A 26,286-nucleotide genomic window follows, 5' to 3' on the forward strand; every position below is an offset into this window, starting at 1 on the left:
CACTTCGAGAAGATGCTCTACGACAACGGCCCGCTGCTGGCGCTGTGCTGCGATGCCTGGCAGATCACCGGGGAGCAGGTCTTTCGGGAGGCCGCCGCTGCCACCGCCGACTGGGCCATGGCCGAGATGCAGAGCCCCGAGGGCGGCTTCTACAGCAGCCTGGATGCCGACAGCGAGGGCGAGGAGGGCCGCTTCTACGTCTGGGACAGGCAGGAGGTCGCCGAGCTGCTGACCCCGGAGGAGCTGGCGCTGGTGGCGCCTGTTTACGGCCTCGACCGCCCGCCCAACTTCGAGGGCCGCTGGCACCTGCACCAGTACCGCACGCCGGAGGACGTCGCGGCGGCGCAGGGGCTCGATGCGCCCGAGGCGGCGGCGCTGCTGGCAGCGGCCCGGGTCAAGCTGCTGGCGGCGCGTGCCAGGCGTGTGCGCCCGGGCCGCGACGAGAAGGTGCTGACCAGCTGGAACGCGCTCATGATCAAGGGCATGGCCCGCGCCGCCCGCACCCTGGACCGAGCGGACCTGCTGGACGCCGCGGAGCGGGCACTCGGCTTCCTGCACAACAGTCTCTGGCGCGACGGGCGGCTGCTCGCGACCTACAAGGACGGCCGCGCCCATCTCAACGCCTACCTGGACGACCACGCGCTGCTGCTGGACGCGCTGCTGGAGCTGCTTCAGGTGCGCTGGCGCCGTGCGGACCTGGACTGGGCCCTGGCCCTGGCGGAGCTGCTGCTGGTGCAGTTTTTCGATGCGGCGCAGGGCGGGTTCTTCTTCACCGCCGCCGACCACGAGGCGCTCATCACCCGCCCCAAGCCGCTGGGGGATGAGTCCATCCCGTCGGGCAACGGCGTCGCCGCCCATGCGCTGCAGCGCCTGGGGCACCTGCTCGGCGAGCCGCGCTACCTGGACGCCGCCGCCGCCACGCTGCGCTTCGCCGCCGAGCCCATGCGCCGGGTGCCCTATGCCCATGCCAGCCTGCTGGCGGCCCTGGACGAGTATCACACCCCGCCCGAGACCATCGTCATCCGCGCCGAGGAGCCGGAGCTCGGCACCTGGCAGGCGGCGGCCCAGCAGGGCTGCCGACCGCGGCGGGTGGTGCTGGCCATTCCCGGCACGGCGACGAATCTGCCCGGCAACCTCGGCGCCATGGCGCCCGGCGCGAGCGGCGCCCTGGCCTATCGTTGCCGCGGCACCCACTGCGAGCCGCCGGTGACCAGCCTGGCGGCGCTCACCGCCGGCTGAGCGCGGCTCCGCCGCATGGCCTCTGTGACGGCTTTGTTGCGCGCCGATGACGGTGCTGCGGCAAGTGCCTGGGGCACCGGCGAGCGCACGGGCGATCACGACGGCATGATGGCCGCGGTGGCGCACAAGCTGTCTCTGGCCGAGGCGCAGCACGTGGCGGCCTTCTACGCCTCCCTGCCGGCCTAGCGGGCCGTGGCGGTCGCCGCCGAGATCGGCACCGGCGCACGGGTCCCGAGCGCCGCCGGCCTGGCGCCGCCCGGGGCGCGCCGCTGTGGGCGGCGCGCATCAACTACCCTGCCTATCGCACGAAGCATGACCGTGTGAACGAAAAAGGCCCCCGGGGCATCCCTGCCGGGGGCCGACGTCGCCGGTGGTTGAGTGGGTCCGAGGGCTGCGAGTCCGTGCGCCGGCTCCATCCAATGGCTTCCCTGCCGGATCATCCTTGCGGGCGCGTCCCTGCCTGTGCTTCCGTGCCGCTGCATCCGTGCCGTTGCATCCCTGCTGGCGACGGTTTTAGTGTGACGCAAATGCCAATGGCTTTTTGTGGTTTATTGCCGCCGCAGCCTGTAGGAATCGGACTACACTGACCCGCGGCCGCTTGCGCGTTGCCGCGACCACCCACCGCAGCCGCTCCCGCCCACACGCATGCAAGACGCCACCCGTCCAAACCCCCTGTTTCCGCCCATCGAGCCCTATGCCCAGCATCGGCTGGACGTGGGCGACGGGCACGCTCTGTACCTTGAGGAATGCGGCAATCCCGCCGGGCTGCCCGCCGTGTTCCTGCACGGCGGGCCGGGCGCCGGCTGTGGCCCCACCCACCGCCGCTTCTTCGATCCGTCGCGCTGGCGCCTGGTGCTCTTCGACCAGCGCGGCAGCGGCCGCTCCACGCCGCATGCCGGGCTGGATCACAACACCACCTGGGACCTGGTGGCGGACCTGGAGCGCATCCGCACCCACTTGGGCATCGACCGCTGGCTGGTGTTCGGCGGCTCCTGGGGCTCCACCCTGGCCCTCGCCTATGCCGAGACCCACCCGGAGCGGGTCACGGCGCTGGTGCTGCGCGGCATCTTCCTGTGCCGGCCCTGGGAGATCCAGTGGTTCTACCAGCAGGGCGCGAGCCTGCTGTTCCCGGATTACTGGGAGGACTTCCTCAGCGTCATCCCGGCCGCGGAGCGCGGCGACCTGGTGCACGCCTATCACCGCCGGCTCACCGGCGCGGACGCGGCCGCCATGCACCGCGCCGCCCACGCCTGGTCCCTCTGGGAGGGCCGGTGCGCTACCCTGCTGCCGGATGCCGGCGTGCGCAGCGCCTTCTCGGACGACCGCCTGGCGCTCAGCCTGGCGCGTATCGAATGCCATTACTTCTTCCACGACGCCTTCCTTCAGCCGGACCAGCTGCTGCGCGACGCCCATCGGCTCGCGGACATCCCGGGCCTCATCGTGCATGGGCGCTACGACGCCATCTGCCCGCTGCGCTCCGCCTGGGAGCTGCACCAGGCCTGGCCCAAGGCGGAGCTTCAGGTCATCGCCGACGCCGGGCACGCCGCCTTCGAGCCCGGCATCGCCGCGGCGCTGGTGGCGGCCACCGAGCGCTTTGCGGACCAGCTCGGCGGCCGGTCCGCGGGCCGCCGGTGATCGGCCTGCTGCAGCGGGTGAGCGAGGCCGCCGTGACGGTGGACGAGGCCGAGGTGGGCCGCATCGACCGCGGTCTGCTGGTGCTGGTGGGGGTGCAGAAGGGCGATGACGAGGCCCGCGCCGAGCGCCTGCTGGAGCGCCTGCTGGGCTACCGGGTGTTTCCGGACGCAGCCGGCCGCATGAACCTGAGCGTGACCGACATCGGCGGCGGGCTGCTGCTGGTGCCGCAGTTCACCCTGGCGGCGGACACCAAAAAGGGCACCCGCGCCAGCTTCACGTCAGCCGCGCCGCCGGCAGAGGGCGAGCGGCTGTTCGACCATCTGGTGGCCCGCGCCCGGGCCCGCCATGAGCCCGTGGCCACCGGCCGCTTCGGTGCCGACATGCAGGTGCGCCTCACCAACGACGGGCCGGTGACCTTTTGGCTGACGACCTGAAGGCATGCGCCTGTCGGAAGGGCGCAGGCGGCCGGAGGCGCAGTGTGAAACCCGACGCCTCATCTGCGTTCTCATGCCGCGCCGGCGTCCGGCTCGGCCGCTGCGCGGTGTGCGCGAATGGCCTCGATGAGCGCATCGGCCTGGCCGGCCTTGGTCAGATAGGCCACTGCGCCGGCCTCGCGCATGGCGTCGGCGATGGCCTGGTCGTCGTGCATGGACAGGCCGATCACACTGATCCCGGGCCGGCGCGCGAGGATCTGCCGCGTGGCCTCCATGCCGTCCATCTCGCCAAGGTTCACGTCCATGAGCACGACGTCCGGCGCCAGGCTCTCGGCGGCCGCAATGGCCTGTGGCCCGTCGCAGGCCTTGCCCACCACCTCGATATCCGACTCCAGCTCGAGCAGGCGCGTCAGTCCGTCGCGCATGATGGGGTGGTCGTCGACGATGAGCACCCGGCACGGGGCCGGCCGCCCGCTGTTGGACAGCGCCGTCGCCTCCGCCGCGGCAGTCCCCGCCGGCGGGGCCGCCGCCGCGACCTTGGCTGCCGGTGCGGGGATCACCAGCGTCACCCGGGTGCCGCGGCCCTGGGCAGTGTCGAGCACCATGCGGCCGCCAAGGTAGGCGAGACGCTCCTGGATGCTGAACAGGCCGAAGCCTGTGGCAGCGCCCCGACGCTTTGCCAGGAGGTCCGGGTCGAAGCCCCGACCCGCGTCCCGCACCCGGAGGGTGATGTCGGTGCCCGAGGTGCGGGTCAGCGTCACCTCCACGTCGGCAACGCCCGCGTGCTTGACGGTGTTCAGCAGCAGCTCGCGGACGCATTCGAAGAGCAGCAAGCGGATGTCCTCGGCCGCTGGCTCCGCCGCGGGCTCGGCGCGCAGCTGCACGCTGAGCCCGTACTGTGCCTGCATGCGGGAGACAAGCCACTGCAGGGCACCGATCAGCCCGGCATCCTCCAGGATGGGCGGGCTCAGCTCCACGGCCAGGGAGCGGGATGTCTCCAGGGCTTCGTTCAGAATGCCCTCAACGCTCTGCGCGATGGCGCTGCGGCGCTCGGGGCGGATGTCGCGCCGCAGCGTGCCGACCTGCATGTGTGCCGCGACGATGAGCTGCTGCACATGGTCGTGGAGGATCTTCGCGATCCGCTTGCGCTCACGCTGCTCGGCCTGGCTCAGCTCGCTCGCCAGGGCGCGCAGCTGCGCCTGGTGCTCGCGCAGCGCGGCCTCGGCCTGCTTGCGCTCGGTGATGTCCTGCACGACGCCGGCCATGCGGCGGGGGCGTTCGGGGGCATCGGGGCGATGGCGACCTGCGGCCCAGATCCACCTGGTCTCGCCGTCGACGCGTCGGATGCGGCAATCGAAGCTCCAGTCGCTTGCGGTCGCGACGGCATGGCGAAAGCGGCTGTCCACCATGGCGCGATCCTCTGGCACGACGTGTTCCAGGAACATCTCATAGGTCCACGCCGGAAGCAGTTGGTCGTAGCCGAAGATGTGATCGTGCTCAAGGGACCGGTGCGCGGTGTGGTCGGCCAGATCGAGGTCCCAGGCGCCGGTGTGGCTCATCTCCAGGGCGAAGGCGAGTCGCTCCTCGCTGTCGCGCAGCGCCTGCTCGGCCTGCTTGCGCTCGGTCATGTCGCGCAGGATCTTCGAGAAGCCGGTGAGGCGGCCGTCGGCGTCGTGCAGGGCGCTGACGATGCCGAGCGCCCAGAACCGCTCCCCGCCCTTGCGCAGGTGCCAGCGCTCGTCCTCGGCGCGGCCCCGCTCGCGTGCCGCGTGCAGCTCGGCCCCGGGCAGCCCCTGCGCCTGGTCTTGCGGCGTGAAGATGAAGGCAAAGTGCCGGCCGAGCGCCTCCGCCTCCGTGTAGCCCAGGATGTGCTCCGCGGCGATGTTCCAGCTGGTGACCCGGCCCTCGGTGTCCAGGGTGAAGATGGAGTGGTCCTTGATGTTCTTCACCAGGGACGTGAAGCGGGTCTCGAGGGCCTGCCGTGCCGCCTGCGCGCGCCGGAGCTCCGTCACATCCTCCATGGCCAGCAGGATCAGCTCGGCATCCGCGTGCCGCAGCCTGCGGGCGTTGAGGCGCATGATCTTCCGGCCGATACCGGGGAAGTCGTGCTCGACCTCGAAATCCTCGAACGTCGTGCGCTCGGGCAGAATCTGCTCCAGCAGGGTGCGCAGACGGGGGATGTCCCACTGGCGGTTGCCGAGCGCGTACAGGCAGCGGCCTGCCGTCTCCTGCGGGGACACCTGGAAGGTGCGGTAGAAGGCGCGGTTGGCGCTTTGCACCCGCAGCCGGCCGTCCAGCACCACCAGCGGCTCGCGCACCGTCTCCACCACGCTCTCGGCATAGGCCAGGGCGTCGTTGCGTACGTCCTCGGCCCGCTTCACGGCGGTGTGGTCGCGCAGGACCTTGGCGAAGCCGCACGGCGCGCCGTCCGCGCTGACAAGCGGCGTGGTCATGCCGTCGCACCAGACGCGGGAGCCGTCCCGGCGCACATACCAGCGCGCCTGCTCCGCCCGGCCCGCCGCCAGGGCCTGCCGCAGCTCCTCCGCGGGCACGTCGCGGGCGCTGTCTTCCGGCGTGTAGAAGCGCCCGAAGGGCTCGCCGAGCACGGCCTGCGCCGGGTAACCGAGCAGGCGCTCCGCGGGGGTGGTCCAGCTCAGCACGCGGCCCGCCGGGTCCAGCGCGAAGACGGCATAGTCGCGGATGCTGTCGATAAGCAGCCGCGAGAGCTGCTCGTCCGCCGACGCATGATCTGCCATCAGGTATTGTTTCGCCTCCCTGATCGGCGGAATGCCGTGTTAAGAGTATACCGGTTGGGCGGAGGGTGCGCTGGTGGCGGCCGCCGTCGGCGGCTCGCGGTGGTCCGGCACCGGCGTCGGCGGCCAGGAGCCCGGCATCCGGCTGCGGGCGCCGCGCCCGCTGTGGTTAAATGCCGAGATGCAACCGTCGGCGCACCGCCCATGAGCCAGACCACCGCCCCCCACCGCACTGCGGAAATCGAGCGCAACACCCTGGAGACCCAGATCCGCGTCACGCTGGACCTGGACGGCAGCGGCGAGGGCCGCTTCCGCACCGGCGTGCCCTTCCTGGAGCACATGCTGGACCAGATCGCCCGCCACGGCCTGATCGACCTGGACATCGCCGCCGAGGGCGATCTGCACATCGACGCCCACCACACGGTGGAGGACGTCGGCATCACCCTTGGGCAGGCGCTGGCCAAGGCCCTGGGGGACAAGCGCGGCATCCGTCGCTACGGCCACGCCTATGTGCCGCTCGACGAGGCCCTGTCCCGCGTGGTGGTGGACCTCTCCGGGCGGCCCATGCTCACCTACAACGTGGACTACACCCGCGCGCTCATCGGCGGCTTCGACGTGGACCTGCTGCGGGAGTTCTTCCAGGGCCTCACCAACCACGCGGCGCTCACCCTGCACATCGACAACCTGCGCGGCCTCAACGCCCATCACCAGGCGGAGACCGTCTTCAAGGCCTTCGGCCGGGCGCTGCGCATGGCCGTGGAGCCGGATGCCCGAATGGGCGGGGTCACGCCGTCCACCAAGGGTGCGCTCTGACGGCCGGCAGCCACAGACTCGGGTCAGCCGCCGCGCACCTCCTGCGCCGCACCCCGCCCTCGCCAACACCGGAGTCCGCCATGCTCCTGATCCCCGCCATCGACCTCAAAGACGGCAAATGCGTGCGCCTGCGCCAGGGCCGCATGGATGACGAGACGGTGTTCGGCGACGATCCCGTCGCCGTCGCCGCGCGCTGGCGCGATGCCGGCGCCCGGCGGCTGCACCTGGTGGACCTGAACGGCGCCTTCGCCGGCGAGCCGGTGAACGGCGAGGCCATCCGCGCCATCGCCGCCGCCTGTCCGGGCCTGCCCATCCAGGTGGGCGGCGGCATCCGCGACGAGCGCACCATCGCCGCCTACCTGGACGCGGGCGTCAGCTGGTGCATCATCGGCACCCAGGCCGTGAAGGAGCCGGACTTCGTCGCCCGCGCCTGCCATGCCTTCCCGGACAACATCATCGTCGGGCTGGACGCCAAGGACGGGCAGGTGGCCATCAACGGCTGGGCGGTGGTCACCGACCACCGGGTGCAGGACCTCGCCCGGCGCTTCGAGCGCGACGGCGTCTCGGCAATCGTCTACACCGACATCGGCCGCGACGGCATGCTGACGGGGCCGAATGTGGAGGCCACCGCGCGGCTTGCCGACGCGGTCGCGGTGCCCATCATCGCCTCCGGCGGCATCACCGGCATCGACGACGTGCGCGCGCTCGCCGCGGTGGCGGGAGCAGGGCAGGGGCCCGGCATCATCGGCGCCATCACCGGCCGGGCCATCTACGAGGGGACCCTGGACTTCGCGGAGGGGCAGCGGGTGGCGGATGCCGCGGCCGGCGTCGGCACTTCGGGCTGAGCTGCGGCGCCGGTTGGGCGTCTTGAGCCCGTGCCGTTGATTCGGCACGGACCGCGTGCGACACCCGGACGGGATCACGCCCGGGTGCCGGCGGGCATCAGCTCCCGGAGCTGGACTTCTTGCCCGGCTTCTTGCGGCAGTGGCCGCTCACCTTGACCCCGTCCGAGCGGGTGTAGCCGTCCACCCAGCTGCACTGGGCCTCATTGCGCTCGCAGGCGCTTTTCTCCATGCCTTTGCATTCGACGGCCATGACGGCGCCATTGGCCCCCAGCAGCAGGCTGGCGGCGATGGCAGCGATGGCGAGGTGGCGGTGGGTGCGATGCTTGCCCATGGCTGTGATCTCCTGTCGGTGGGTTGGCTGAGCACGCTTTGGCGTCGTGCGCCGCGGGCGTACGTACACGACAGTAGCCGCATAGACTGACAAAGATCAACACACGCCCGCCGAACGGTCCTGGGCCGGCCAGGGTCACTTGCTGCGTGTACCGAGCGGCTGTGCGTCCAGCAACAGATCGAACACCGACCGCTCGCCGCGCCAGGCGCGGGTCACCAGCTCTGCGGTGGCCACGGCGAGCATGCCGGGCAGGATGATGTTGGGGTTGGCGGTGAGCTCCAGCAGCGCTGTGAGGGCCGCGAGGGGGGCGCGCAGCGTCGCACCCATCATGGCCGCCATGCCGATGGTGGCGTAGAAGCCGGACGAGGCGGCCTGCTCCGCGCCGGCGGCGGCCAGCAGCAGGCCGAGCGTGGCGCCCGCGGCACCGCCGATGAAGAGCGTCGGGCCGATAAGCCCGCCCGGCACCTTGAGCCCGATGCTCGCGGCGGTGGCGATGAGCTTGGTGGCCACCAGGGGCAGCACCAGGGCCAGCTCCGCCTCGCCCAGCAGCATGACCGCCAGGGTGTCGTAGCTGATGCCCATGATCTGCGGCGTCCACAGCGCCAGCACGCCGGTGAGCAGGCCGGCAGCGGAGAAGGTGACACTGCAGGGCCAGCGGCCGGTGCGCCGCAGCAGCCTCGTGGCCAGCGTCGTGAAGGCCACCGCCAGCAGGCCGATGACGGCGCCGAGGCTCAGCATCGCGAGGATCTCCCAGTGCGAGCCCAGGTGCTCCGGCACCACGGGGAAGCCCGGGTCGTCCATGGCCAGCAGCCGGCTCGCCATGGCGCCGACCACGGCGGCGACGATGACCGGCAGGAAGCGGCTCACCTGGTAGCGGATGCGCAGCACCTCGATGCTGAACACCACGCCCGCGAGCGGCGTGTCGAAGGCGGCGGCGATGGCCGCGGCGGCGCCGGCGGCGAGCAGGGTGCGCTCTTCTTCCGCATCCAGCCCCAGCCGCGAGCCGACGAAGCTGGCGCTGCCGGCGCCCAGGTGCACCGCGGGACCTTCCCGGTCCACGGAATGCCCGCCGACGATGGCCACCACGGCGCCCAGGAACTGCACCAGCATGTTGCCGAGCGGCAGGCGCTCGCGGCCCGGGGCCTGCAGGCGCTTCAGCACATGGTCGACGCCCACCTCGCGGCGATGGCGGGGCAGCAGGTCGAAGGCGACGCCGAGCAGCAGCCCGGCGACCAGCGGCAGTGCGAGGCGGGCGGCGGGCGGCAGCACCTCGTAGCCGTCGCCGCCGGCGGCGGGCAACAGCAGCCACTGGCCCCACTCGATGGCGCTGCGGAAGGCGAGCACCACCAGCGCGGCGAGCAGCCCGCTCACCGCACCGAGCAGGGTGAGACGCAGGGAGGCCAGGTAGTCATCGTCCATGCCGGCCCATTCTACCGGGGCCGGTGGCTCGCAGGCCTTTGAGGGTGCCGGCGCTGGCGGGTGCGACAGTGGCGGGGCGGAGGATCGGGGTCAGGTGTCGGCGGCGAGGCCGAGATAGCGGCTGTGCAGGGCGCGGACCTTGGGCTCGAGGTCGGTGATGCGGCCGGTGTTCTCGAGGACGTCGTCCGCCGCCGCGAGGCGCTCCGCCCGGCTCGCCTGGCTCGCCATGATGCGCCGGACCTGTTCCGGCGTGAGCCCGCTGCGGCGGCCGACACGGGCGATGCAGAGATCTTCCGGGGCATCCACCACCAGCACCCGGTCGGCCATGTCGGTCTGGCCCGTCTCCACCAGGAGCGGGATGGCGAGGATGGCGTAGGGGCCCGTGTCCGCTGCCAGGTCCGCCTGCATGCGCGTGCGGATCATCGGATGCAGGATGCCCTCCAGCCGCCGGCGCGCGGCGGGGTCCGCGAACACCTGCTCGCGCAGGGCAGCGCGGTCCAGGGCGCCGTCTGCACCGATGACCCCGCTGCCGAAGGCCGCGGCGATGGGCGCCAGCGCCGCACCGCGGGGTGCCGTGAGGGCGTGGGAGATGGCATCGGCGTCGATGACGCTGACACCGAGGGCCGCGAACTGCTCCGCCACGGCACTCTTGCCGCTGCCGATGCCGCCGGTGAGCGCCACCGCGAAGGTGCGGGCGGTGCTGCCTGAACCACCGTGCTGATGTGAGCTCGTGAGTCCCGCCATCATCCCCCAAACCGCCCAAGGCTGACCTCGGCAGAGGTGGCACCAACCCCGTGACCACCACCACCGCCAACGGCTCGGCATTTCGTACCCCGAAGCCCGCACCCCGAAACCCGTACTCCGTACCCCATACCCCGCACAACCCTAAGCAAGCCCACTGAAACGCAGATAGGCGCCGGCGATATCCGCCCCCCAGAGCAGATTGACCCAGCCGGAGATGGCGAGGAAGGGGCCGAAGGGAATGGGCGTCTCGCGCCCGGTGCGGCCGGTGGCCAGCAGCGCGACGCCGAAGATGGCGCCGGGCACCGCCGACAGCAGCACGATCTGCGGCAGGGTCTGCCAGCCCATCCAGGCGCCGAAGAGCGCCAGCAGCTTGAAGTCGCCGCGGCCCATGCCCTCCTTGCCCGTGAGCAGCCGGAAGGCGTGGAACACCAGCCACAGGCTGAGATAACCGGCGGCGGCGCCGAGGATGGCGCTGTGGCTGTCCACGAAGATGCCCCAGAGGCTCAGCACCAGTCCGAGCCAGAGCAGCGGCAGCGTGATGTCGTCCGGCAGCAGCTGGGTGTCGGCATCGATGAAGGCGAGTGCCACCAGCCCCCAGGTGAGCACCAGCGCCGCCGCCGCCTGGGGCGTTGGGCCGAAGTGCCAGACCACCAGCAGCGACAGCACCGCCGTCAGCGCCTCCACCACGGGATAGCGCCAGGAGATGCCGGCGCCACAGGCGCTGCAGCGCCCACGCAGCACGAGCCAGCTCAGGATCGGGATGTTCTCCCAGGGCCGGATGCGGTGGCCGCAGTGAGGGCAATGGGAGGGCGGGTGCGCGAGGCTCAGGGCGGGTGCCGCCGAGCTGGGGTCGGCGGCGGGATCGGCGCCGGCAGGGTCGGCCGCAGCGGGAGCGGCCGCAGCGGGTGGAGGCGTGGCCTCGGCGGCGAGCTCCGCGCATTCCCGCCGCCATTCCCCCTCCATGATGCGCGGCAGCCGCAGGATGACGACGTTGAGGAAGCTGCCCATCACCAGCCCGAGCAGCAGCACGGTGATGAAGAGCAGAGCCGGTGTCTCGACGATGGTGGCGAGCACGGTGTCGGAGGACTCCCAGTGGATGAACGCCCGCCGTGGGCGCGCGGCGGCCCGGCGGGTCAGAGCATGGCGGCTCAGACCACGGCGGCGAGCTTGAAGATGGGCAGGTACATGGCCACCACGAGCCCGCCCACGAGGCCGCCGATGACCACCATGATGAGTGGCTCCAGCAGGCTGCTCAGGGCGTCCACGGCGTTGTCGACCTCTTCTTCGTAGAAGTCCGCCACCTTCGCGAGCATCTCGTCCAGGGCGCCGGACTCCTCGCCGATGGCGGTCATCTGGATGACCATGTGCGGGAACAGATTGCGCTGGCGCATGGTGAGCTGCAGGCTCTGGCCCGTGGCGACCTCCTCGCGCATCTTCCGCACCGCATTGCCGTAGACGATGTTGCCGGTGGCGCCGGCCACAGAGTCCAGCGCCTCCACCAGCGGCACGCCGGCGGCGAACATGGTGGACAGGGTGCGGGCGAAGCGGGCGATGGCGGCCTTGTTCAGGATGCCGCCGATGACGGGGACCTTGAGCACCACGCGGTCGAGGATCTCGCGGAACTTGCGTGAGCGCTTGAAGAGCTGGCCGATGCCCCAGACGGCGCCGCCGACGGCCAGCGTCGCGGCCCACCAGTACTCGCGCAGGATGTCGGACAGGGAGATGACCAGCAGCGTGAAGGCGGGCAGGTCGGCGCCGAAGCTGCTGAACAGGGCTTTGAACTGTGGGATGACGAACAACAGGATGACGACGGTCACGCCGATGGCCACCAGGATGACCGCGGCCGGGTAGAACATCGCCTTCTTGATCTTGCCCTTGATGGACTCGGTCTTTTCCTTGTAGGTGGCGATCTTGTCCAGCAGCACGTCCAGCACACCGGCGGCCTCGCCGGCGGCCACCAGGTTGCACACCAGGTCGTCGAAGTAGAGCGGATACTTGCGCAGGGCATCGGCCATGGCCGTGCCGCTCTCGATGTCCTGTTTGATGGCGAGCAGCAGGTCCTGCATGCTCGGATTGTCGTGCCCGCGGCCGACGATGTCGAAGGCCTGCACCAGGGGCACGCCCGCCGCCATCATGGTCGCGAGCTGGCGGCTGAACACGGTCAGGTCCTGGCTCGTGATCTTGCGCTTGCCGCCGCCGAAGAGCGGTTGCGCCTTCTTGCGGACCTTGGTGGGGTTGACCCCCTGGCGACGCAGGTCGGCGCGCACCAGGGCGACGCTCGGCGCGCGCAGGTCGCCCTTGACGCGGTTGCCGCGGCGGTCGACGCCCTCCCAGGCGAAGATGTGGGCCTTCTCGGTCTTGGGCTTCTGTAAGGCGGTGACGGCCATGTGCGGGTTCCGGGGGCTGGGCTCGATTGCGCTGGGCTCGATGACTGGAGGCTCAATGCCTGAGCGCTGTACTGCGGGGGCGCGATCTGCGACCTGCCGCGTGCGGGTTGGGCCGCCGCGGCGTCAGTGGTTTTGGGTTGAGTGTCAGTCCTTGGTGACGCGGTTCAGCTCCAGGAGGCTGGTGACGCCGGCCTTGACCTTGCGCAGCCCGGAGCGGCGCAGATCCGCATAGCCCTCCTTGTCCGCCTGGTCCGCGAGCTGGATGGAATTGCCGCCCTCCATGATCAGGCGCCCCATTTCCTCTGACACCTTGATCACCTGAAAGATGCCGACCCGGCCCTTGTAGCCGTCCACGCAGCGGTCGCAGCCGACGGCCTTGTAGACGGTGACCCCTTCGGCGATCTCCTCTTCGGTGAAGCCCTCTTCGATGAGCGCCTCCCGCGGCAGGTCGTCCTCCTCGCGACAGTGCGGGCAGAGCCGGCGGGCGAGGCGCTGCGCCATGATGAGCAGCACCGAGGAGGCGATGTTGAACGGCGGCACGCCCATGTTCGCGAGACGCGTCAGGCACTGCGGCGCGTCGTTGGTGTGCAGCGTGGACAGCACCAGGTGGCCGGTCTGGGCGGCCTTCACGGCGATCTCGGCGGTTTCCAGATCGCGGATCTCGCCCACCATGACGATGTCCGGGTCCTGGCGCAGGAAGGCACGCAGGGCGGCGGCGAAGGTCATGCCCGTTTTCGGGTTCATGTTGACCTGATTGATGCCGGCGACCTGAATCTCCACCGGGTCTTCGACGGTGGAGATGTTGATGTCCGGGGCATTGAGCAGATTGAGTGCCGTGTAGAGCGACACGGTCTTGCCGGAGCCGGTGGGGCCGGTCACCAGGACCATGCCGTAGGGCTTCTTGATGCACTGCAGGAATGCGGTCTTCTGCTCCGGCTCCATGCCGAGCTGGTCGATGCCGACAGTGGCGGCGCTGGAGTCGAGGATTCGCAGCACCACCTTCTCGCCGTAGAGCGTCGGCAGGGTGTTGACACGGAAGTCGATGTCGCGGGTGCGGCTCAGCTTGAGCTTGATGCGCCCGTCCTGCGGCACGCGCCGCTCGGCGATGTTCATGCGCGACATGACCTTGAGCCGGGCCACCAGGCGCGCGGAGATGCTGATGGGCGGGTTGGCCACCTCCCGCAGCATGCCGTCCTGGCGGTAGCGGATGCGGAAGAACTTCTCGTAGGGCTCGAAGTGGATGTCCGAGGCAGACGCGGCGATGGCGTCCACCAGCACCTTGTTGACATAGCGCACCACGGGGGCGTCGTCGACGTTCAGGTCCGAGTCGTCGCCGCCGGCTCCCGGCTCGTCGTCGCTCGCGATGTCGAGGTTGTCCAGGTCCGTGTCCATGATGTCGGACATGGTGGTGTCCTGGGCCTCCATGGCCTGGTCGATGGCGGCGGCGAGCTTGGCCTCCTCCACCAGAATGGCATCCGTGGCCATGCCGGTGTTGAAGCGGATCTCCTCCAGCGCGCGGTCGTTCGTGGGGTCGGACACCGCCAGGAACAGCCGGTTGCCGCGCCTGTGGATGGGCAGCACCCGGTGCTTGCGGATCAGCTTCTCGTCCACCAGCGTCAGCGGCATGGTCTGGCGGTCGAGGGCGTCGAGATCCAGGAGGGGGACGCCGAACTCCTGGGAGGCGGCCACGGCGATACTGCGGCTGTCCAGTACCTTTTCTGTGACAAGGTATTGGATCAGGGGCTGACGGCGGCGCGCCGACTCGATGTGCGCCGTCTGCGCCTGCTGCTCGGTGAGCAGGCTGTCGCGCACCAGGCGTCGGGTCAAGCCGCTGGGAAGAACATGGGCTTGTTCAGTGGACATGCAGGCTCCTCAAACGGCCGTCCGGACTGGATCGCGCGCCGGCCTGTGACCGCCAACCGTACCCGGTGCCGGGGCAGGCCGGGCCACCGGGCGCCGTGACGGCGAGTGTGCCACAACGCGTGTTCGGTGCCGCCGCGCGCCGGTCCATCACCAGCACCGCTGTCGATGCAGGCGCTGCGCTCCCGGGGCCCGGGCGCATCGCCGCTCGACCTTCAGTCTAGTCCGTTTGTCGGGCATCGAAGTGGGCTTTTGTTCGCGCTTCAGCGATTGACGCCGAAGGCGAGACGCACATTCTGCGCCACCAGCCCGTTGTCCTTCTGCTCGCTCTCGGCGAGATAGAACTCCAGGATGGTCTCGCGGTTCATCAACATCTCTTCGCCCACGTCTTCCGCCACTTCGTTGGCGTGGCAGAAGACGCTCACATAGGGTGAGGTCGGGTCGCGCGGGTCCACGGTCCAGAGGTTGTCGGAGATGTGGCTCATGAAGCGCAGAAAGCCGTAACCCTTATCCGGAAACCACTTGGTACACACACCGCGCACACAGGCGCCCGGCTTGCCCCATTCGTTGCGCGGCTCGTAGGACACCGGCAGCAGGTCCGGGATCAGAAAGCCGGACCAGAAGGCATCCACTTCCTGCTGCAGTTGCCTGGAGACATTCTTGAAGCCGATGAGCTCAACACGGCAGCCGCGGTTCTGCAGCGCGTCCACCACCTGCAGGAAGTCGCCGTCGCCGGTCACGAGAATCACCTGCTCCAGCTTCTCGGCCTGAAGCATGGCGTCCACGGCCATGTCGAGATCGGCATTGGCCTTGGTGGAGACGTTGCCCGCCTCGTCGGTGTAGCGGCGGACGTGCTTGACCGTGATCTTCCAGCCGAAGTCCCGGACCATCTGCTGGTAGGCGCGGGACTTTTTCTTGTAGTCAGGGTCCTCGTCGGCGCGCTGCGCGTCATAGGCGATGTAGGTGTTGAGTCGTTGCAGGATACCGTCCTGGCGTGCGGCGAAGTTGCGCAGCACGTCGTAACGCATCTGATAACCGCCGTTGTAGCGGATGTTCTCGGCGTCGACATAGACGCCGACTCTCGGCAGGGATGGCAAGACTGAAGCTCCTGTGGGTCTGGTGGCGCTCGCGTCGATGTTGAGGTAACGGCCACCTGCTGCGACGGCGCGATGCGCCGTCGCAGCAGGTGGCCCGGTGGGGAGCGCACGGGGTTGGGATGCAAGTGGGCCGCGTGCGACGCGGCTTGTGCGAGCGGCGGTCGGAGCGGAGGGGAGGACCGGCCGCTGCGCGGCGCCGGCAGGCCAGCGCGCAGACGGATGCCGGCCGCCGTGTCGGCGCGTGCCCGCGACCGCAGTGCCGACGGGCAGCGCCGATGCCGCTGATGCGGTCCGCGCGGCGGCTCAGTGGTTGGCGCGGTTCTCGATGAGGTCATCGACCACGGTCGGATCCGCGAGCGTCGAGGTGTCACCCAGTGCGCCCACCTCGTTGGCGGCGATCTTGCGCAGGATACGGCGCATGATCTTGCCGGAGCGGGTCTTCGGCAGACCCGGTGCCCACTGGATGATGTCGATGGTGGCAATGGGACCGATCTCGGTGCGCACCAGCTTCACCAGGTCCTTCTTCAGCTCGTCCGTGGGCTCGACCCCGGCCATGGTGGTGACATAGGCGTAGATGCCCTGGCCCTTGATGTCGTGGGGATAGCCGACCACGGCCGCCTCCGCGACGTCGTCATGCAGCACCAGCGCGGATTCGATCTCGGCGGTGCCCAGGCGGTGGCCGGAGACGTTCAGCACGTCGTCGATGCGGCCCGTGATCCAGTAGTAGCCGTCCTCGTCCCGGCGGGCGCCGTCGCCCGAGAAGTAATAGCCCGGGTACTGCTTGAAGTAGGTGTCGATGAAGCGCTGATGGTCGCCGTAGACCGTGCGCATCTGCGCGGGCCAGGGCTGCGTGATGACCAGCGCGCCTTCGGCCGCGCCCTCCAGCAGCGTGCCCTCGGCCGGGTCCACCAGCGCCGGCACCACGCCGAAGAAGGGGCGCGAGGCGGAGCCCGGCTTGAGCGCCGTCGCCCCCGGCAGCGGGGTGATGAGATGGCCGCCGGTCTCGGTCTGCCACCAGGTGTCGACGATGGGGCAACGGCCGTCGCCGACGACGTTGTGATACCACTCCCAGGCTTCCGGGTTGATGGGCTCGCCGACGGAGCCGAGGATGCGCAGGCTCTTGCGGGAGGTCTGCTTGACCGGGTCCTCGCCGGCGCGCATGAGTGCGCGGATGGCGGTGGGTGCTGTGTAGAAGATGGCGACGTTGTGCTTGTCGACCACCTGCCAGAACCGGGACATGTCCGGATAGTTCGGGATGCCCTCGAACATCAGGGAGATGGCGCCGTTGGCGAGCGGCCCATAGACGATGTAGGTATGGCCCGTGACCCAGCCCACGTCGGCGGTGCACCAGTAGACCTCGCCGTCCTGGTAGTCGAAGGTGTACTTGTGCGTCATGGCGGCGAAGACGAGGTAGCCGCCGGTGGTGTGCAGCACGCCCTTCGGCTTGCCGGTGGAGCCGGAGGTGTAGAGGATGAAGAGCGGGTCCTCCGCATCCATCGGCTCGGGCTCGCAGACCGGGTCCGCGGCGGCCAGGGCCTCGTGGTACCAGACATCGCGGCCCTCGCTCCAGGCGACCTCACCGCCGGTGCGCCTGACCACGATGCAGGTGTCGATGCTCGGGCACTCCGCCAGCGCCTGGTCGGCGTTTTTCTTGAGCGGCACATTGCGCCCGCCGCGCACGCTTTCGTCGGAAGTGATGATGAGCCGGCACTCGGAGTCCTGGATGCGGTCGCGCAGCGAATCGGGCGAGAAGCCGCCGAACACGATGGAGTGCACGGCGCCGATGCGGGTGCAGGCGAGCATGGCCACCGCCGCCTCCGGAATCATGGGCAGGTAGATGCACACCCGGTCGCCTTTCTGGACACCGCGGGCCTTCATGGCGTTGGCGAGCCTGCAGACATCGGCGTGCAGCTCGCGATAGCTGATGTGCTTGTCTTCTTCCGGGTTGTCACCTTCCCAGATGATCGCCGTCTGGTCGCCGCGCGTGTCCAGATGCCGGTCCAGGCAGTTGTAGGAGACGTTCAGCTTGCCGCCCTCGAACCAGCGGATGTACAGGTTCTCAGCGTCGTAGCTGTAGTCCATGACCCGGTCCCATTGCTTGAACCAGGTGACGAATTCCCCAGCGTACTCCGCCCAGAATCCTTCGGGGTCGTCCACGGAGCGCTGGTACATGGCGTTGTAGCGGTCTTCGTCGATGTGCGCCTTGGCGGCGACATCTGCGGGCACTTCGTAGATCTTGGTGTCGGACATGGCGGGGCTCCTCGGGTGGGCTGCGGTGGGCGGACGACCGGCGGCGTCGCACCGGCTTCTTCTGGGCTGCGAAAATGCGTGAGTCTAAACCCTCGCCGGGCCGCTCGCCACCGGCCCCCAGGCCGGTGCGGCAGCGCCCGCGGCGAGCCGCGCCGCGCGCGGTGCGGCTCAGTCAGGCGCGTTGCCGGCAGACGCCGGCGCAGCGTCGCGGGCCGGAAACAGCCAGCCGCCGAGCAGCAGCAGCACGACGCCGAGCAGGGAGATCCAGTACCAGCCGGGCAGCCCGAAGCTGCCGAACTGGTAGACGCCGCCCGAGCTGAACATGACACCGTCCTCGAACGGCACGATCCAGCTCACGCCGTAGCGCAGCCCATCGTCCGGGCCGGCGGCGGGCTCTGCATAGGCCGCGGCGGTGACCCCCGCGTCATCCTCGGTCAGGGCGACGCTGAAGAGGCCGTCGTCGCTGCCGATCCACAGGCGCTGGGTGTCGCCCCGCTCGGGCTCCAGGTGCAGCGAGAGCATGCGGCTCTGCTCCAGTCCCACCTTGAGCGGCTGCCAGGGCTGCATCGGCGCCTCCTGCCAATACAAGCCTTTGCTGGTGCCTGCGACGAGCCGGCCGCCCGCCGTGATCACAAAGCTGAACACGTTGCCCTGCTGCGGCAGCCCGTCGCTGTTCGGGCTGAAGCCCGCCAGGTCCGACACCGGGGCGGTGTACACGCCGGCGTCCACTGTGCCCGCGTGCAGATAGTCGGTGCCGTCGATGCGCTGCGGCTCCAGCCGGTAGACGTGCACGCCCGGAAGCTGGCGCTGCCAGTCGCCGTCGGCCTCCACCAGGAGCCCATCGCCGGTGGCCACCACCAGGCCGGCGGCGGTGGCGGACTCGTCGCTGACCCGCACCGTGATGGGGGGCAGCGTGCCCGGCGCATTGACCAGTCCCGCGCCGGTGCCGATGGGGCCCTTGCTCGGATCGCCGGACAGGTCCGCCGCCAGCGCGGTCACCGGCGCGCCGCCCAGGTCCACGTCCACGGGCGCCCAGGTGCCGTCGGCGAGGCGCCAGAGCTCGCCGTCCTGAGTTCCGGCCAGGATGGAGCCGTCATCGGCGCGGGCCAGATCGGTGACGTGACCGGTGCGCGGCGGGTCGTTGACGAGCGCGCGCTCGCCGCCCGGCAGCAGCGGGCCGGCGACGATGAGCAGCAGCCCGATGGCCGCCAGGCCCAGGGCCAGCGTTCGGTTGGTGTTCATGGAAGCTCCTCAGTACAGATGTGTCCGGGGTACGGATCGGTTCGGGGTTCGGATGGGTCGGTCCCTGGTCGTTCATTGGGACGAACGCCCGCTCGCCGCGTCGGTGCGGTGCCGGCACGGGGGCGCCGCCCTGGTGGTGACCCCACATTATCGCAGCCGCGGGCCGCGGCTGCCGGACGCCGTGCCGGGCCGGGGTCGGTGCGGCGGCCGTCGACGCGCCGGGCAAGGGGACCCGGCTTTGCTAGAATCCCGGCCCATCCTGCAACCAGTCCCGGTGCCTGCTGCGCTCAGATGACCGTCCGTACCCGCTTCGCCCCGTCACCCACCGGCTTCCTGCATGTCGGAGGCGCGCGCACGGCGCTCTTCTGCTATCTCTTCGCGCGTCGCCACGGCGGCGAATTCGTGCTGCGCATCGAGGACACGGACCTGGAGCGCTCCACGGCGGAGTCCGTGAATGCCATCCTGGAGGGTATGAGCTGGCTCGGACTCGACTACGATGAAGGACCCTTCTACCAGACCGACCGCTTCGAGCGGTACAACGCCGTCATCGACGAGCTGCTGGAGCGCGGCCTTGCCTACCGCTGCGACTGCCCCAGGGAGCGTTTGGACCGTATCCGCGACATGCAGATGGCGGCCAAGCAGAAGCCGCGCTACGACGGCCACTGCCGGGCGCGGCAGGTGGACCCGGCGCAGCCGCACGTCGTGCGCTTCCGCAACCCCGTGGATGGCGCTGTGGTGGTGGATGACCTGATCCGTGGGCGCATTCCCTTCGCCAACGAGGAGCTGGACGACCTCATCCTGCGCCGCAGCGACGGCTCGCCCACCTACAATCTGACTGTGGTCGTGGACGATGCCGACATGGGCATCACCCACGTCATCCGCGGCGATGACCACGTCAACAACACGCCGCGGCAGCTCAACATCCTGCGGGCGCTGGGGCGCGAGCCGCCGCGCTACGCGCATGTGCCCATGATCCTCGGGTCTGACGGCACCCGCCTCTCCAAGCGTCACGGCGCTGTCAGTGTGGTTGCGTACCGCGACCAGGGCTACCTGCCCGAGGCACTCATCAACTACCTGGTGCGGCTCGGCTGGTCCCACGGCGACCAGGAGGTCTTCTCCCTGGACGAGCTGATCGAGGTGTTCGACATCACCGATGTCAACAAGGCCGCCTCCACCTTCAACACCGACAAGCTGGATTGGCTCAATCAGCACTATATCCAGCATGGTGACCCGAAGCGCATCGCCCGGCTGTTGAGCCCACATCTGGGTCATCTGGGCATCGACCCGAGCACCGGCCCCGATCCGGTGGACGTGGTGGTGGCCCAGGCGGCGCGGGCCAAGACCCTGGTGGAGCTGGCGGAGATCAGCGCCTTCTGCTACGTCGATTTCGACGACTACGATCCGGCGGCGGCGAAGAAGCACCTGCGCCCGGCGGCCCGGGAGCCGCTGGCGCGGGTGCGGGCGGAGCTCGACATGCTGGCGCTGGCGGACTGGCAGGACGCGGAGCTGCATCGGGTGGTGGAGCGGGTCGCCGAGGCCCTTGAGCTCAACATGGGCAAGGTGGCCCAGCCGTTGCGCGTCGCCGTGGTGGGGCGCGCCGCGTCGCCCGGCATCGACGTCACGCTGCGACTGGTGGGCAAGGCGGCGACGCTCAGGCGCATCGACCGCGCGCTCGCCTACATCGATGCACGCGCCGCGCAGCAGCAGTGATCCATGCGTCCAATGATCGCGCGCCGGATGACCCAATCGGGATGACCCACCCGTGATGACCCAGCCCGGATGATTCAACCAGGCCCGCCCCGCGCCGCGCCCGGGCCACAGCCACGCCACTGACGCCATGCAGAACACCCAGCAAGCGCTCGCGCGACAAGACGCGCCGGAAGACCTGGTGCACGCCGAGCTCATCGCCCTGCGCCGGCGCATCGGTGCGCAGATCCTCGGGCAGCAGACGCTGGTGGACCGGCTGCTGGTGGCCCTGCTCGCCGACGGCCATCTGTTGGTGGAGGGCGCGCCCGGACTGGCCAAGACCAGCGCCGTCAAGGCGCTCGCCGGCGGCATCGAGGCGGATTTCCATCGCATTCAGTTCACGCCGGACCTGCTGCCGGCGGACCTCACCGGCACCGAGGTATATCGCCCGGCGGACGGCTCCTTTCGCTTCGACCACGGGCCCATCTTCCACAACCTGCTGCTCGCGGACGAGGTGAACCGCGCGCCGGCCAAGGTGCAGTCGGCGCTGCTGGAGGCCATGGGTGAGCGGCAGGTGAGCGTCGGGCGCGCGACCTTCGAGCTGCCGCGGTTGTTTCTGGTCATGGCCACGCAGAACCCCATCGAGCAGGAGGGCACCTACCCCCTGCCCGAGGCCCAGCTGGACCGCTTCCTGCTGCATGTGCGTGTGGACTATCCGGACGTGGATACGGAAAAGGCCATCCTGGCGCTGAACCGTGCGGCGGCCCTGGAGCCTGCCGGCGCCGCACCCCAGCGCCGCGTGTCCCAGGCGCAGGTGCTGGAGGCCCGGCGCGCGGTGCTGGGGGTGTACATGGCGCCGCAGCTGGAGGACTACCTGGTGCACCTGGTCATGGCCACCCGCGAGCCCGGGCGTTACAGCGCGGCGCTGGAGGGCTGGCTGCGCTTCGGCGCCAGCCCGCGTGCCACCCTCGCGCTGGACCGTTGCGCCCGGGCCCTGGCCTGGCTGGACGGGCGCGACTTCGTCACACCGGAGGATATCCAGCAGATTGCGCCGGACTGCCTGCGTCACCGTCTGCTGCTCGACTACGAGGCGGAGGCGGACGGGCGCAGCGTGGACGGCTTCATCGATGCGCTCCTGGCCCGGGTGCCCGTGCCCTGAGCGCCACCACCGAAGCGGCCCGGATGACCGCCGTCGCCCAGCACGCACCGGGTGCAGCGCCCGCGGCCGAGGACGGCGTCACAGCCGTCTCGCTGGGCCGCCTCATCGCCTGCCGCACCGAGGCCCGCCGGCTCGGGCTCGCCATACGCGGGCGGGTGCTCGCCACCCGTGCCGGCAGCCACCTGTCGCCTTTTCGCGGCTCCGGCATGGACTATGACGAGTCGCGCATCTACGTCCCCGGCGATGATCCGCGCAGCATGGACTGGCGGGTCACCGCCCGCGCCGCGCGCGCGCACGTCAAGGTGTTCCGCGAGGAGCGCGAGCGCCCGTTCCGGCTGGTGGTGGATCAGCGCGCGGGCATGCGCTTCGCCACCCGCGTTGCATTCAAATCCGTCATCGCCGCCCGCGCCGCGGCCCTGCTGGGCTGGGCGGCCGTGGAGCGCGGCGAGCGGGTGGGCGGCCTGGTGTTCGACGAGCGCGGCCACATAGAGCAGCGACCGACACCCCGCCGCCAGGGGCTGCTGGCACTGCTCCGGGCCATGTCCACCACGCCCGCGGCGCCGCGGCGCGGCGGCTGCGCTGGCCTCGCGGGGGCGGTGGAGCGGCTGCTCGACCTGCGCATCGACGGCGGCATCGTTTTTGTCATCAGCGATTTTGCCGGTGCCGACGGCGACGACACCTGGCTTCAGCGCCTGGTCCAGCACTGCGAGGTGGGGCTCGTCGCCGTGCATGATCCCATCGAGGCAACCGCACCGCCGTCCGGTCGCTGGCCTGTGCTCTCCGCCGCGGGTCGCCAGGTGCTGGACACCACCAGCGCCGGGCGCCGCGCCTGGTACGAGCGGGATTTCCGCCGCCGCCGCGAGCGGCTTGGGGACATGGCACGGCGGCGGGGCGCGCACCTGGTGTCGCTGTGCACCGATCAACCCGTGGGGCCCGCGCTGGCGCGCGGTCTGGGGCAGCCGGGTCCGCACCCGTCATGAGTCCGGACGCCCTCGCGGGTCTGCGCGACTATCACCTGCCGGCGTCGGCCCACTGGTGGCCGCCCGCACCGGGCTGGTGGCTGCTCGCCGCCGTGGCGGCCCTGGTGGCGTTCCTGTTGTGGCGCCGGCGCCGGCGGCGCCCGCGCCGGCTCCAGGCGCCCCAGTTGGCCCTCGCCGAGCTCGCGCAGCTGCGCGCGCGCTGGGAGGCCGACGGCGACGACGCGGCCTTCGTGCGCGAGCTGGCCCAGCTGATGCGGCGCTATGCCATCGCCCGCTGGCCCGCGGATGCGGTCGCCGGCCTCACCGGCGCCGCTTGGCGCGCCTATTTGCTGCGTCAATGTGAAGCGGCACCCCCCGCGGTGCGGGCATCGCTCAGCGCCGCGCTTGGCGAGGCGCTGACGCGCTGGCCCTACCAGCCGCAGCCGGGCGGGAGTCCGCCGGCCCTCGCGGCGGCGCTCGCGGAGCTGATTCGCCACGCCGGCGGGGACGACGCCGGGGGGCCGCGGCGATGACCAGCCTCGCCTGGCCCTGGGCGCTGGCGCTGCTGCCGCTGCCGCTCCTGCTGCGCTGGCTGCTGCCGCCGGCGCGGCGGGTGGGCGGTCGCGCCCTGCGGCTGCCCGCGCGCACGCCGTTGGCGGCGCTCGCCGGTGCACCGGAGCGTCACGGCGGCCGAATGCGGCTGCTGTTGGCCGTGGCCGCCTGGCTGTTGCTGGTGCTGGCCCTCGCGCGGCCGCAATGGCTGGGCGAGCCCGCCGCGCTCCCCATGGCCGGTCGCGACCTGATGCTGGCGGTGGATGTGTCCGGCAGCATGGAGCAGCCGGACTTCGAGCTGGCCGGTGCGCCGGCGACCCGCCTGGCGGTGGTGAAGCAGGTGGCGCGGGACTTCATCGAGCGGCGCGTGGAAGATCGCATCGGCCTCATCCTGTTTGCGAGCGAGCCCTATGTGCAGACGCCGCTCACCTACGACCGCGCCGCGGTGGCGCAGATGCTGGAGGAGGCCGTGGTGGGCATCGCCGGCCGCGACACGGCCATCGGCGACGCCATCGGCCTCGCCGTGAAGCGCCTGCGCGAGGAGCCGCAGGACAATCGCGTGCTGGTGCTGCTGACGGACGGGGACAACACCGTCGGCCGGCTCGCCCCCATGCAGGCGGCTGGCCTCGCCGCCCGCGCCGGCGTGCGCATCTACAGCATCGGCCTCGGCGGTGCCGCGGGCGCCGGGAGCGTCGGCGGCTATCGGCTGCGGCGCGCCGGCGACGACCTGAATCCGGCCTTGCTGCGAGCGGTGGCCGATGCCACCGGCGGGCGCTATTTCCGCGCTGGGGACGCGCAGGAGCTGGCGAGCGTCTATCGCACACTGAACCGGCTGGAGCCCAACGTGCGCCAGCTTGCGACCTACCGTCCCGCGCGGGAGCTCTATCCACTGCCCGCCGCGGCCGCGCTCGCGCTGAGCCGGCTGCCGGCGCTGCCGGGCCTGCTGCCGGTTGGACGCACACAGCGCCCGGTCGCCGATGGCCTGGGTGTGGACACAGCCCCGGCTGTGCGGGAGGACGCGGATGCCGCTTGAGCCGCACTGGCTGCGCCCGGCGTGGCTCGCACTCCTGCCGGTGCTGGCGCTGGCCTTGGTCCTGCTCCTGCGGCGTGCACGGCAGGCGCGTCAATGGGAGTCGCTGGTGGACGCGCGCCTGCGGCCCCACGTGCTCACCGCTGCCGGCGGGGGCCGTCCCGGCCCGCTGCTGGCGGGGCTCGGCGTGCTCTGGCTGCTGGTGGTGCTGGCGCTGGCGGGTCCGGCCTGGCAGCTCGCACAGCGACCTGTCTTCCGCATCGAGCAGCCGCGGGTGCTGCTGCTGGACCTCTCCGGGAGCATGCAGGCCAAGGACATTGCGCCGTCGCGCCTCGCGCGGGGGCGCTTTGAAGTGATGGATCTGCTCCGCAACGCCAGGGAGGGCCAGTTCGCCCTCATCGCCTTCGGCGCCGAGCCCTTCCTGATCGCGCCACTGACCACGGATGCCCGCACCATCCGCGAGCAGGTGCCCTTGCTCACGCCGGCCGTGCTGCCCGTGACCGGCGAGCGGCGCACGGATCTCGCCCTGGGTCTCGCGGGGCAGCTGCTGCGCCGCAGTGCCGCCGCCGCGGCGGACATCATCCTCATCACCGATGCCGTCGGGCCTGCCGAGCCTGCGGCCGCCGCCGCCGCGGCGCTGGCGGATGGGGGCCACCGGGTCTCGGTGCTGGGGCTGGCGCCTGACCCCGGGCTGGACGCCCTGGCCCGTGCCGGCGGCGGCATCGTCGTCACTTCGCGGGCGGACGACGTGGATACGGCGCGGCTGCTGGCGCTCCAGGGCGACCCGGACCCACGGGTGGCGGGTGCGCAGGTGAGCCTGGACCAACAGTGGCGGGACGACGGCCCCTGGCTCCTGCTGCTGGCGCTGCCGCTGGCGGCCTTGGCCTTCCGCCGCGGCTGGCTCGCGGTGCTGCCGCTGGCGCTCGTGCTGCTGCCGCCGGTGCCGGCGCAGGCGGGCATCTGGGACGATCTTTGGCTGCGCCCGGAGCAGCAGGCCCTGCGGGATGCGGCTGCCGGTCGCCTCGACGCGGCGCTGGCGCGGGTGGATGATCCCCGCTGGCGCGCCGCGGTCCGCTACCGGGCCGGTGATTACAGCGGCGCACTCGAGGCGCTGGCGGGCCAGCGCGGCGCCGACGCCCACTACAACCGCGGCAATGTGCTGGCCCGGCTCGGTCGCTTCGAGGCGGCGCTCGCCGAGTATGACGCCGCCCTGGCGCTGGAGCCGACCCATGCCGATGCCCGGCACAACCGCCGTCTGCTGCGCGAGCTGGCGCAGCGGCAGGGTCCGGTGCGCGCCGCCGCCGGCCGCGAGACGCAGGATGCCGGCGGCAGCAACGACGGTGAGGCGGGCACGGAGACGGCTGCGGATGCCGCCGGCGAGCCGGCGGGCCCAGGCCGCGCGGACGCCAGCTCAGCCGCTGCCCGGGGCGGCGAGGCCGCAGGCGCCGAGGAGATCCCAGCGGCCGGCGGCGACGGGCCGGCGCAGCCTGCGGCCGGCACCGACGCGCCCGTGGCGGACACTGGCGGCGCGGCAGACGCCGCGCGCAGCAGTGACGACACGCGCAGCGCCGGACAGCCGGGCGGGCCGCCAGCCGCCACCGCCGCTCAGCCGGACGCCGGCCGCCCGGGCGCCGGGCAAGCGGCGGCCCAGGCGGGGCGGGATGCACCGCAGGTCGCGACCTGGTCCGGCACGGACGGTGCGGCAACCGACACGCAGCTGGACGCCGCCGATGCCTATCTGTTGCAGCAGGTGCCGGACGACCCCGCACGGCTGTTGCGCGAGCGTCTCATGCTCCAGTACCTGCGCCGCCATGGTCAGTTGTACTGAGCGCGGTGCGCACCGCGCCCGGC

Annotated in this window: 22 protein-coding genes; 12 read left to right on the plus strand and 10 right to left on the minus strand. The window is 71.1% G+C overall.

The window, feature by feature from the left end; all coding sequences use genetic code 11:
• The 4 genes from QZ607_RS16740 to dtd form a co-directional block, all read left to right on the plus strand.
• Window positions 1-1,239: thioredoxin domain-containing protein (locus QZ607_RS16740; RefSeq protein ID WP_367268213.1), on the plus strand; the 1,239-nt coding region annotated here is incomplete at its 5' end.
• Window positions 1,240-1,254: 15 nt separating this feature from the next.
• Window positions 1,255-1,425, plus strand: a complete 171-nt coding sequence (locus QZ607_RS16745) for a hypothetical protein (RefSeq protein ID WP_295884891.1) — start codon at window positions 1,255-1,257, stop codon at window positions 1,423-1,425.
• A 459-nt stretch (window positions 1,426-1,884) separates the two neighbouring features.
• Window positions 1,885-2,874 carry a prolyl aminopeptidase gene (gene pip, locus QZ607_RS16750; RefSeq protein WP_295884893.1) on the plus strand — a complete coding sequence of 330 codons (990 nt, stop codon included), beginning with the start codon at window positions 1,885-1,887 and terminating at the stop codon, window positions 2,872-2,874.
• Window positions 2,871-3,308 (plus strand): D-aminoacyl-tRNA deacylase, encoded by a 438-nt coding sequence (gene dtd, locus QZ607_RS16755; protein WP_295884894.1) that lies wholly within the window; start codon window positions 2,871-2,873, stop codon window positions 3,306-3,308. Before pip ends, dtd begins: the two co-directional genes overlap by 4 nt.
• A 71-nt stretch (window positions 3,309-3,379) precedes the next feature.
• Here the strand turns inward: dtd and QZ607_RS16760 are convergent, their stop codons facing one another.
• The gene (locus QZ607_RS16760; RefSeq protein ID WP_295884897.1) at window positions 3,380-6,064 is read right to left on the minus strand and encodes a PAS domain S-box protein; all 2,685 of its coding nucleotides are present in this window, start codon (window positions 6,062-6,064) and stop codon (window positions 3,380-3,382) included.
• 201 nt (window positions 6,065-6,265) lie between these two features.
• Here QZ607_RS16760 and hisB point away from each other — a divergent pair, with 201 nt between their 5' ends.
• Both hisB and hisA read left to right on the plus strand, forming a co-directional pair.
• On the plus strand, window positions 6,266-6,874 hold the full coding sequence (gene hisB, locus QZ607_RS16765) for an imidazoleglycerol-phosphate dehydratase HisB (RefSeq protein ID WP_295884899.1): 609 nt from the start codon (window positions 6,266-6,268) through the stop codon (window positions 6,872-6,874).
• Window positions 6,875-6,954: 80 nt separating this feature from the next.
• Window positions 6,955-7,719, plus strand: a complete 765-nt coding sequence (gene hisA / locus QZ607_RS16770) for a 1-(5-phosphoribosyl)-5-[(5-phosphoribosylamino)methylideneamino]imidazole-4-carboxamide isomerase (RefSeq protein WP_295884902.1) — start codon at window positions 6,955-6,957, stop codon at window positions 7,717-7,719.
• Between the two features lie 97 nt (window positions 7,720-7,816).
• On the opposite strand, the gene QZ607_RS16775 is transcribed toward hisA, so the two are convergent.
• The 9 genes from QZ607_RS16775 to QZ607_RS16815 form a co-directional block, all read right to left on the minus strand.
• Complete coding sequence (locus QZ607_RS16775; RefSeq protein ID WP_295884904.1) at window positions 7,817-8,050, minus strand: hypothetical protein; 234 nt, start codon at window positions 8,048-8,050, stop codon at window positions 7,817-7,819.
• A gap of 135 nt (window positions 8,051-8,185) precedes the next feature.
• Complete coding sequence (locus QZ607_RS16780) at window positions 8,186-9,469, minus strand: chloride channel protein (protein ID WP_295884906.1); 1,284 nt, start codon at window positions 9,467-9,469, stop codon at window positions 8,186-8,188.
• A 90-nt stretch (window positions 9,470-9,559) separates the two neighbouring features.
• Window positions 9,560-10,213, minus strand: coding sequence for a dephospho-CoA kinase (gene coaE, locus QZ607_RS16785; protein ID WP_295884908.1), 654 nt, complete (start codon window positions 10,211-10,213; stop codon window positions 9,560-9,562).
• Between the two features lie 141 nt (window positions 10,214-10,354).
• Window positions 10,355-11,287 (minus strand): A24 family peptidase, encoded by a 933-nt coding sequence (locus QZ607_RS16790; protein ID WP_295884909.1) that lies wholly within the window; start codon window positions 11,285-11,287, stop codon window positions 10,355-10,357.
• A gap of 74 nt (window positions 11,288-11,361) precedes the next feature.
• Window positions 11,362-12,600: a type II secretion system F family protein gene (locus tag QZ607_RS16795; protein WP_295884912.1), complete on the minus strand. Its 1,239-nt coding sequence runs from the start codon at window positions 12,598-12,600 to the stop codon at window positions 11,362-11,364.
• A 144-nt stretch (window positions 12,601-12,744) separates the two neighbouring features.
• On the minus strand, window positions 12,745-14,463 hold the full coding sequence (gene pilB / locus QZ607_RS16800; RefSeq protein ID WP_295884914.1) for a type IV-A pilus assembly ATPase PilB: 1,719 nt from the start codon (window positions 14,461-14,463) through the stop codon (window positions 12,745-12,747).
• Between the two features lie 260 nt (window positions 14,464-14,723).
• Window positions 14,724-15,557 (minus strand): NYN domain-containing protein, encoded by an 834-nt coding sequence (locus QZ607_RS16805; protein WP_295884915.1) that lies wholly within the window; start codon window positions 15,555-15,557, stop codon window positions 14,724-14,726.
• A 303-nt stretch (window positions 15,558-15,860) separates the two neighbouring features.
• Window positions 15,861-17,807 (minus strand): acetate--CoA ligase, encoded by a 1,947-nt coding sequence (gene acs, locus QZ607_RS16810; RefSeq protein ID WP_295884917.1) that lies wholly within the window; start codon window positions 17,805-17,807, stop codon window positions 15,861-15,863.
• Window positions 17,808-17,975: 168 nt separating this feature from the next.
• A complete protein-coding gene (locus tag QZ607_RS16815; protein WP_295884918.1) occupies window positions 17,976-19,049 on the minus strand; it encodes an ABC transporter substrate-binding protein in 1,074 nt (357 codons plus the stop codon).
• 291 nt (window positions 19,050-19,340) lie between these two features.
• On the opposite strand from QZ607_RS16815, the gene gltX reads away from it, so the two are divergent.
• From gltX to QZ607_RS16845, 6 genes are all read left to right on the plus strand, one after another.
• Entirely contained in the window at window positions 19,341-20,759 is a 1,419-nt protein-coding gene (gene gltX / locus QZ607_RS16820) for a glutamate--tRNA ligase (RefSeq protein WP_295884920.1), read from the plus strand.
• 175 nt (window positions 20,760-20,934) lie between these two features.
• Window positions 20,935-21,894, plus strand: coding sequence for an AAA family ATPase (locus tag QZ607_RS16825; protein WP_367268214.1), 960 nt, complete (start codon window positions 20,935-20,937; stop codon window positions 21,892-21,894).
• A gap of 23 nt (window positions 21,895-21,917) precedes the next feature.
• Window positions 21,918-22,874, plus strand: coding sequence for a DUF58 domain-containing protein (locus QZ607_RS16830; protein ID WP_295884924.1), 957 nt, complete (start codon window positions 21,918-21,920; stop codon window positions 22,872-22,874).
• Window positions 22,871-23,386: a DUF4381 domain-containing protein gene (locus tag QZ607_RS16835; protein ID WP_295884927.1), complete on the plus strand. Its 516-nt coding sequence runs from the start codon at window positions 22,871-22,873 to the stop codon at window positions 23,384-23,386. The genes QZ607_RS16830 and QZ607_RS16835 overlap by 4 nt, the downstream gene beginning before the upstream one ends.
• Window positions 23,383-24,438, plus strand: coding sequence for a VWA domain-containing protein (locus QZ607_RS16840; RefSeq protein WP_295884929.1), 1,056 nt, complete (start codon window positions 23,383-23,385; stop codon window positions 24,436-24,438). Before QZ607_RS16835 ends, QZ607_RS16840 begins: the two co-directional genes overlap by 4 nt.
• Window positions 24,428-26,263 carry a VWA domain-containing protein gene (locus QZ607_RS16845; protein WP_295884932.1) on the plus strand — a complete coding sequence of 612 codons (1,836 nt, stop codon included), beginning with the start codon at window positions 24,428-24,430 and terminating at the stop codon, window positions 26,261-26,263. The genes QZ607_RS16840 and QZ607_RS16845 overlap by 11 nt, the downstream gene beginning before the upstream one ends.
• Window positions 26,264-26,286: the final 23 nt, after the last annotated feature.

Source organism: uncultured Thiohalocapsa sp., assembly GCF_913063425.1.
In the GTDB taxonomy this organism is placed as follows: Bacteria; Pseudomonadota; Gammaproteobacteria; order Chromatiales; family Chromatiaceae; genus Thiohalocapsa.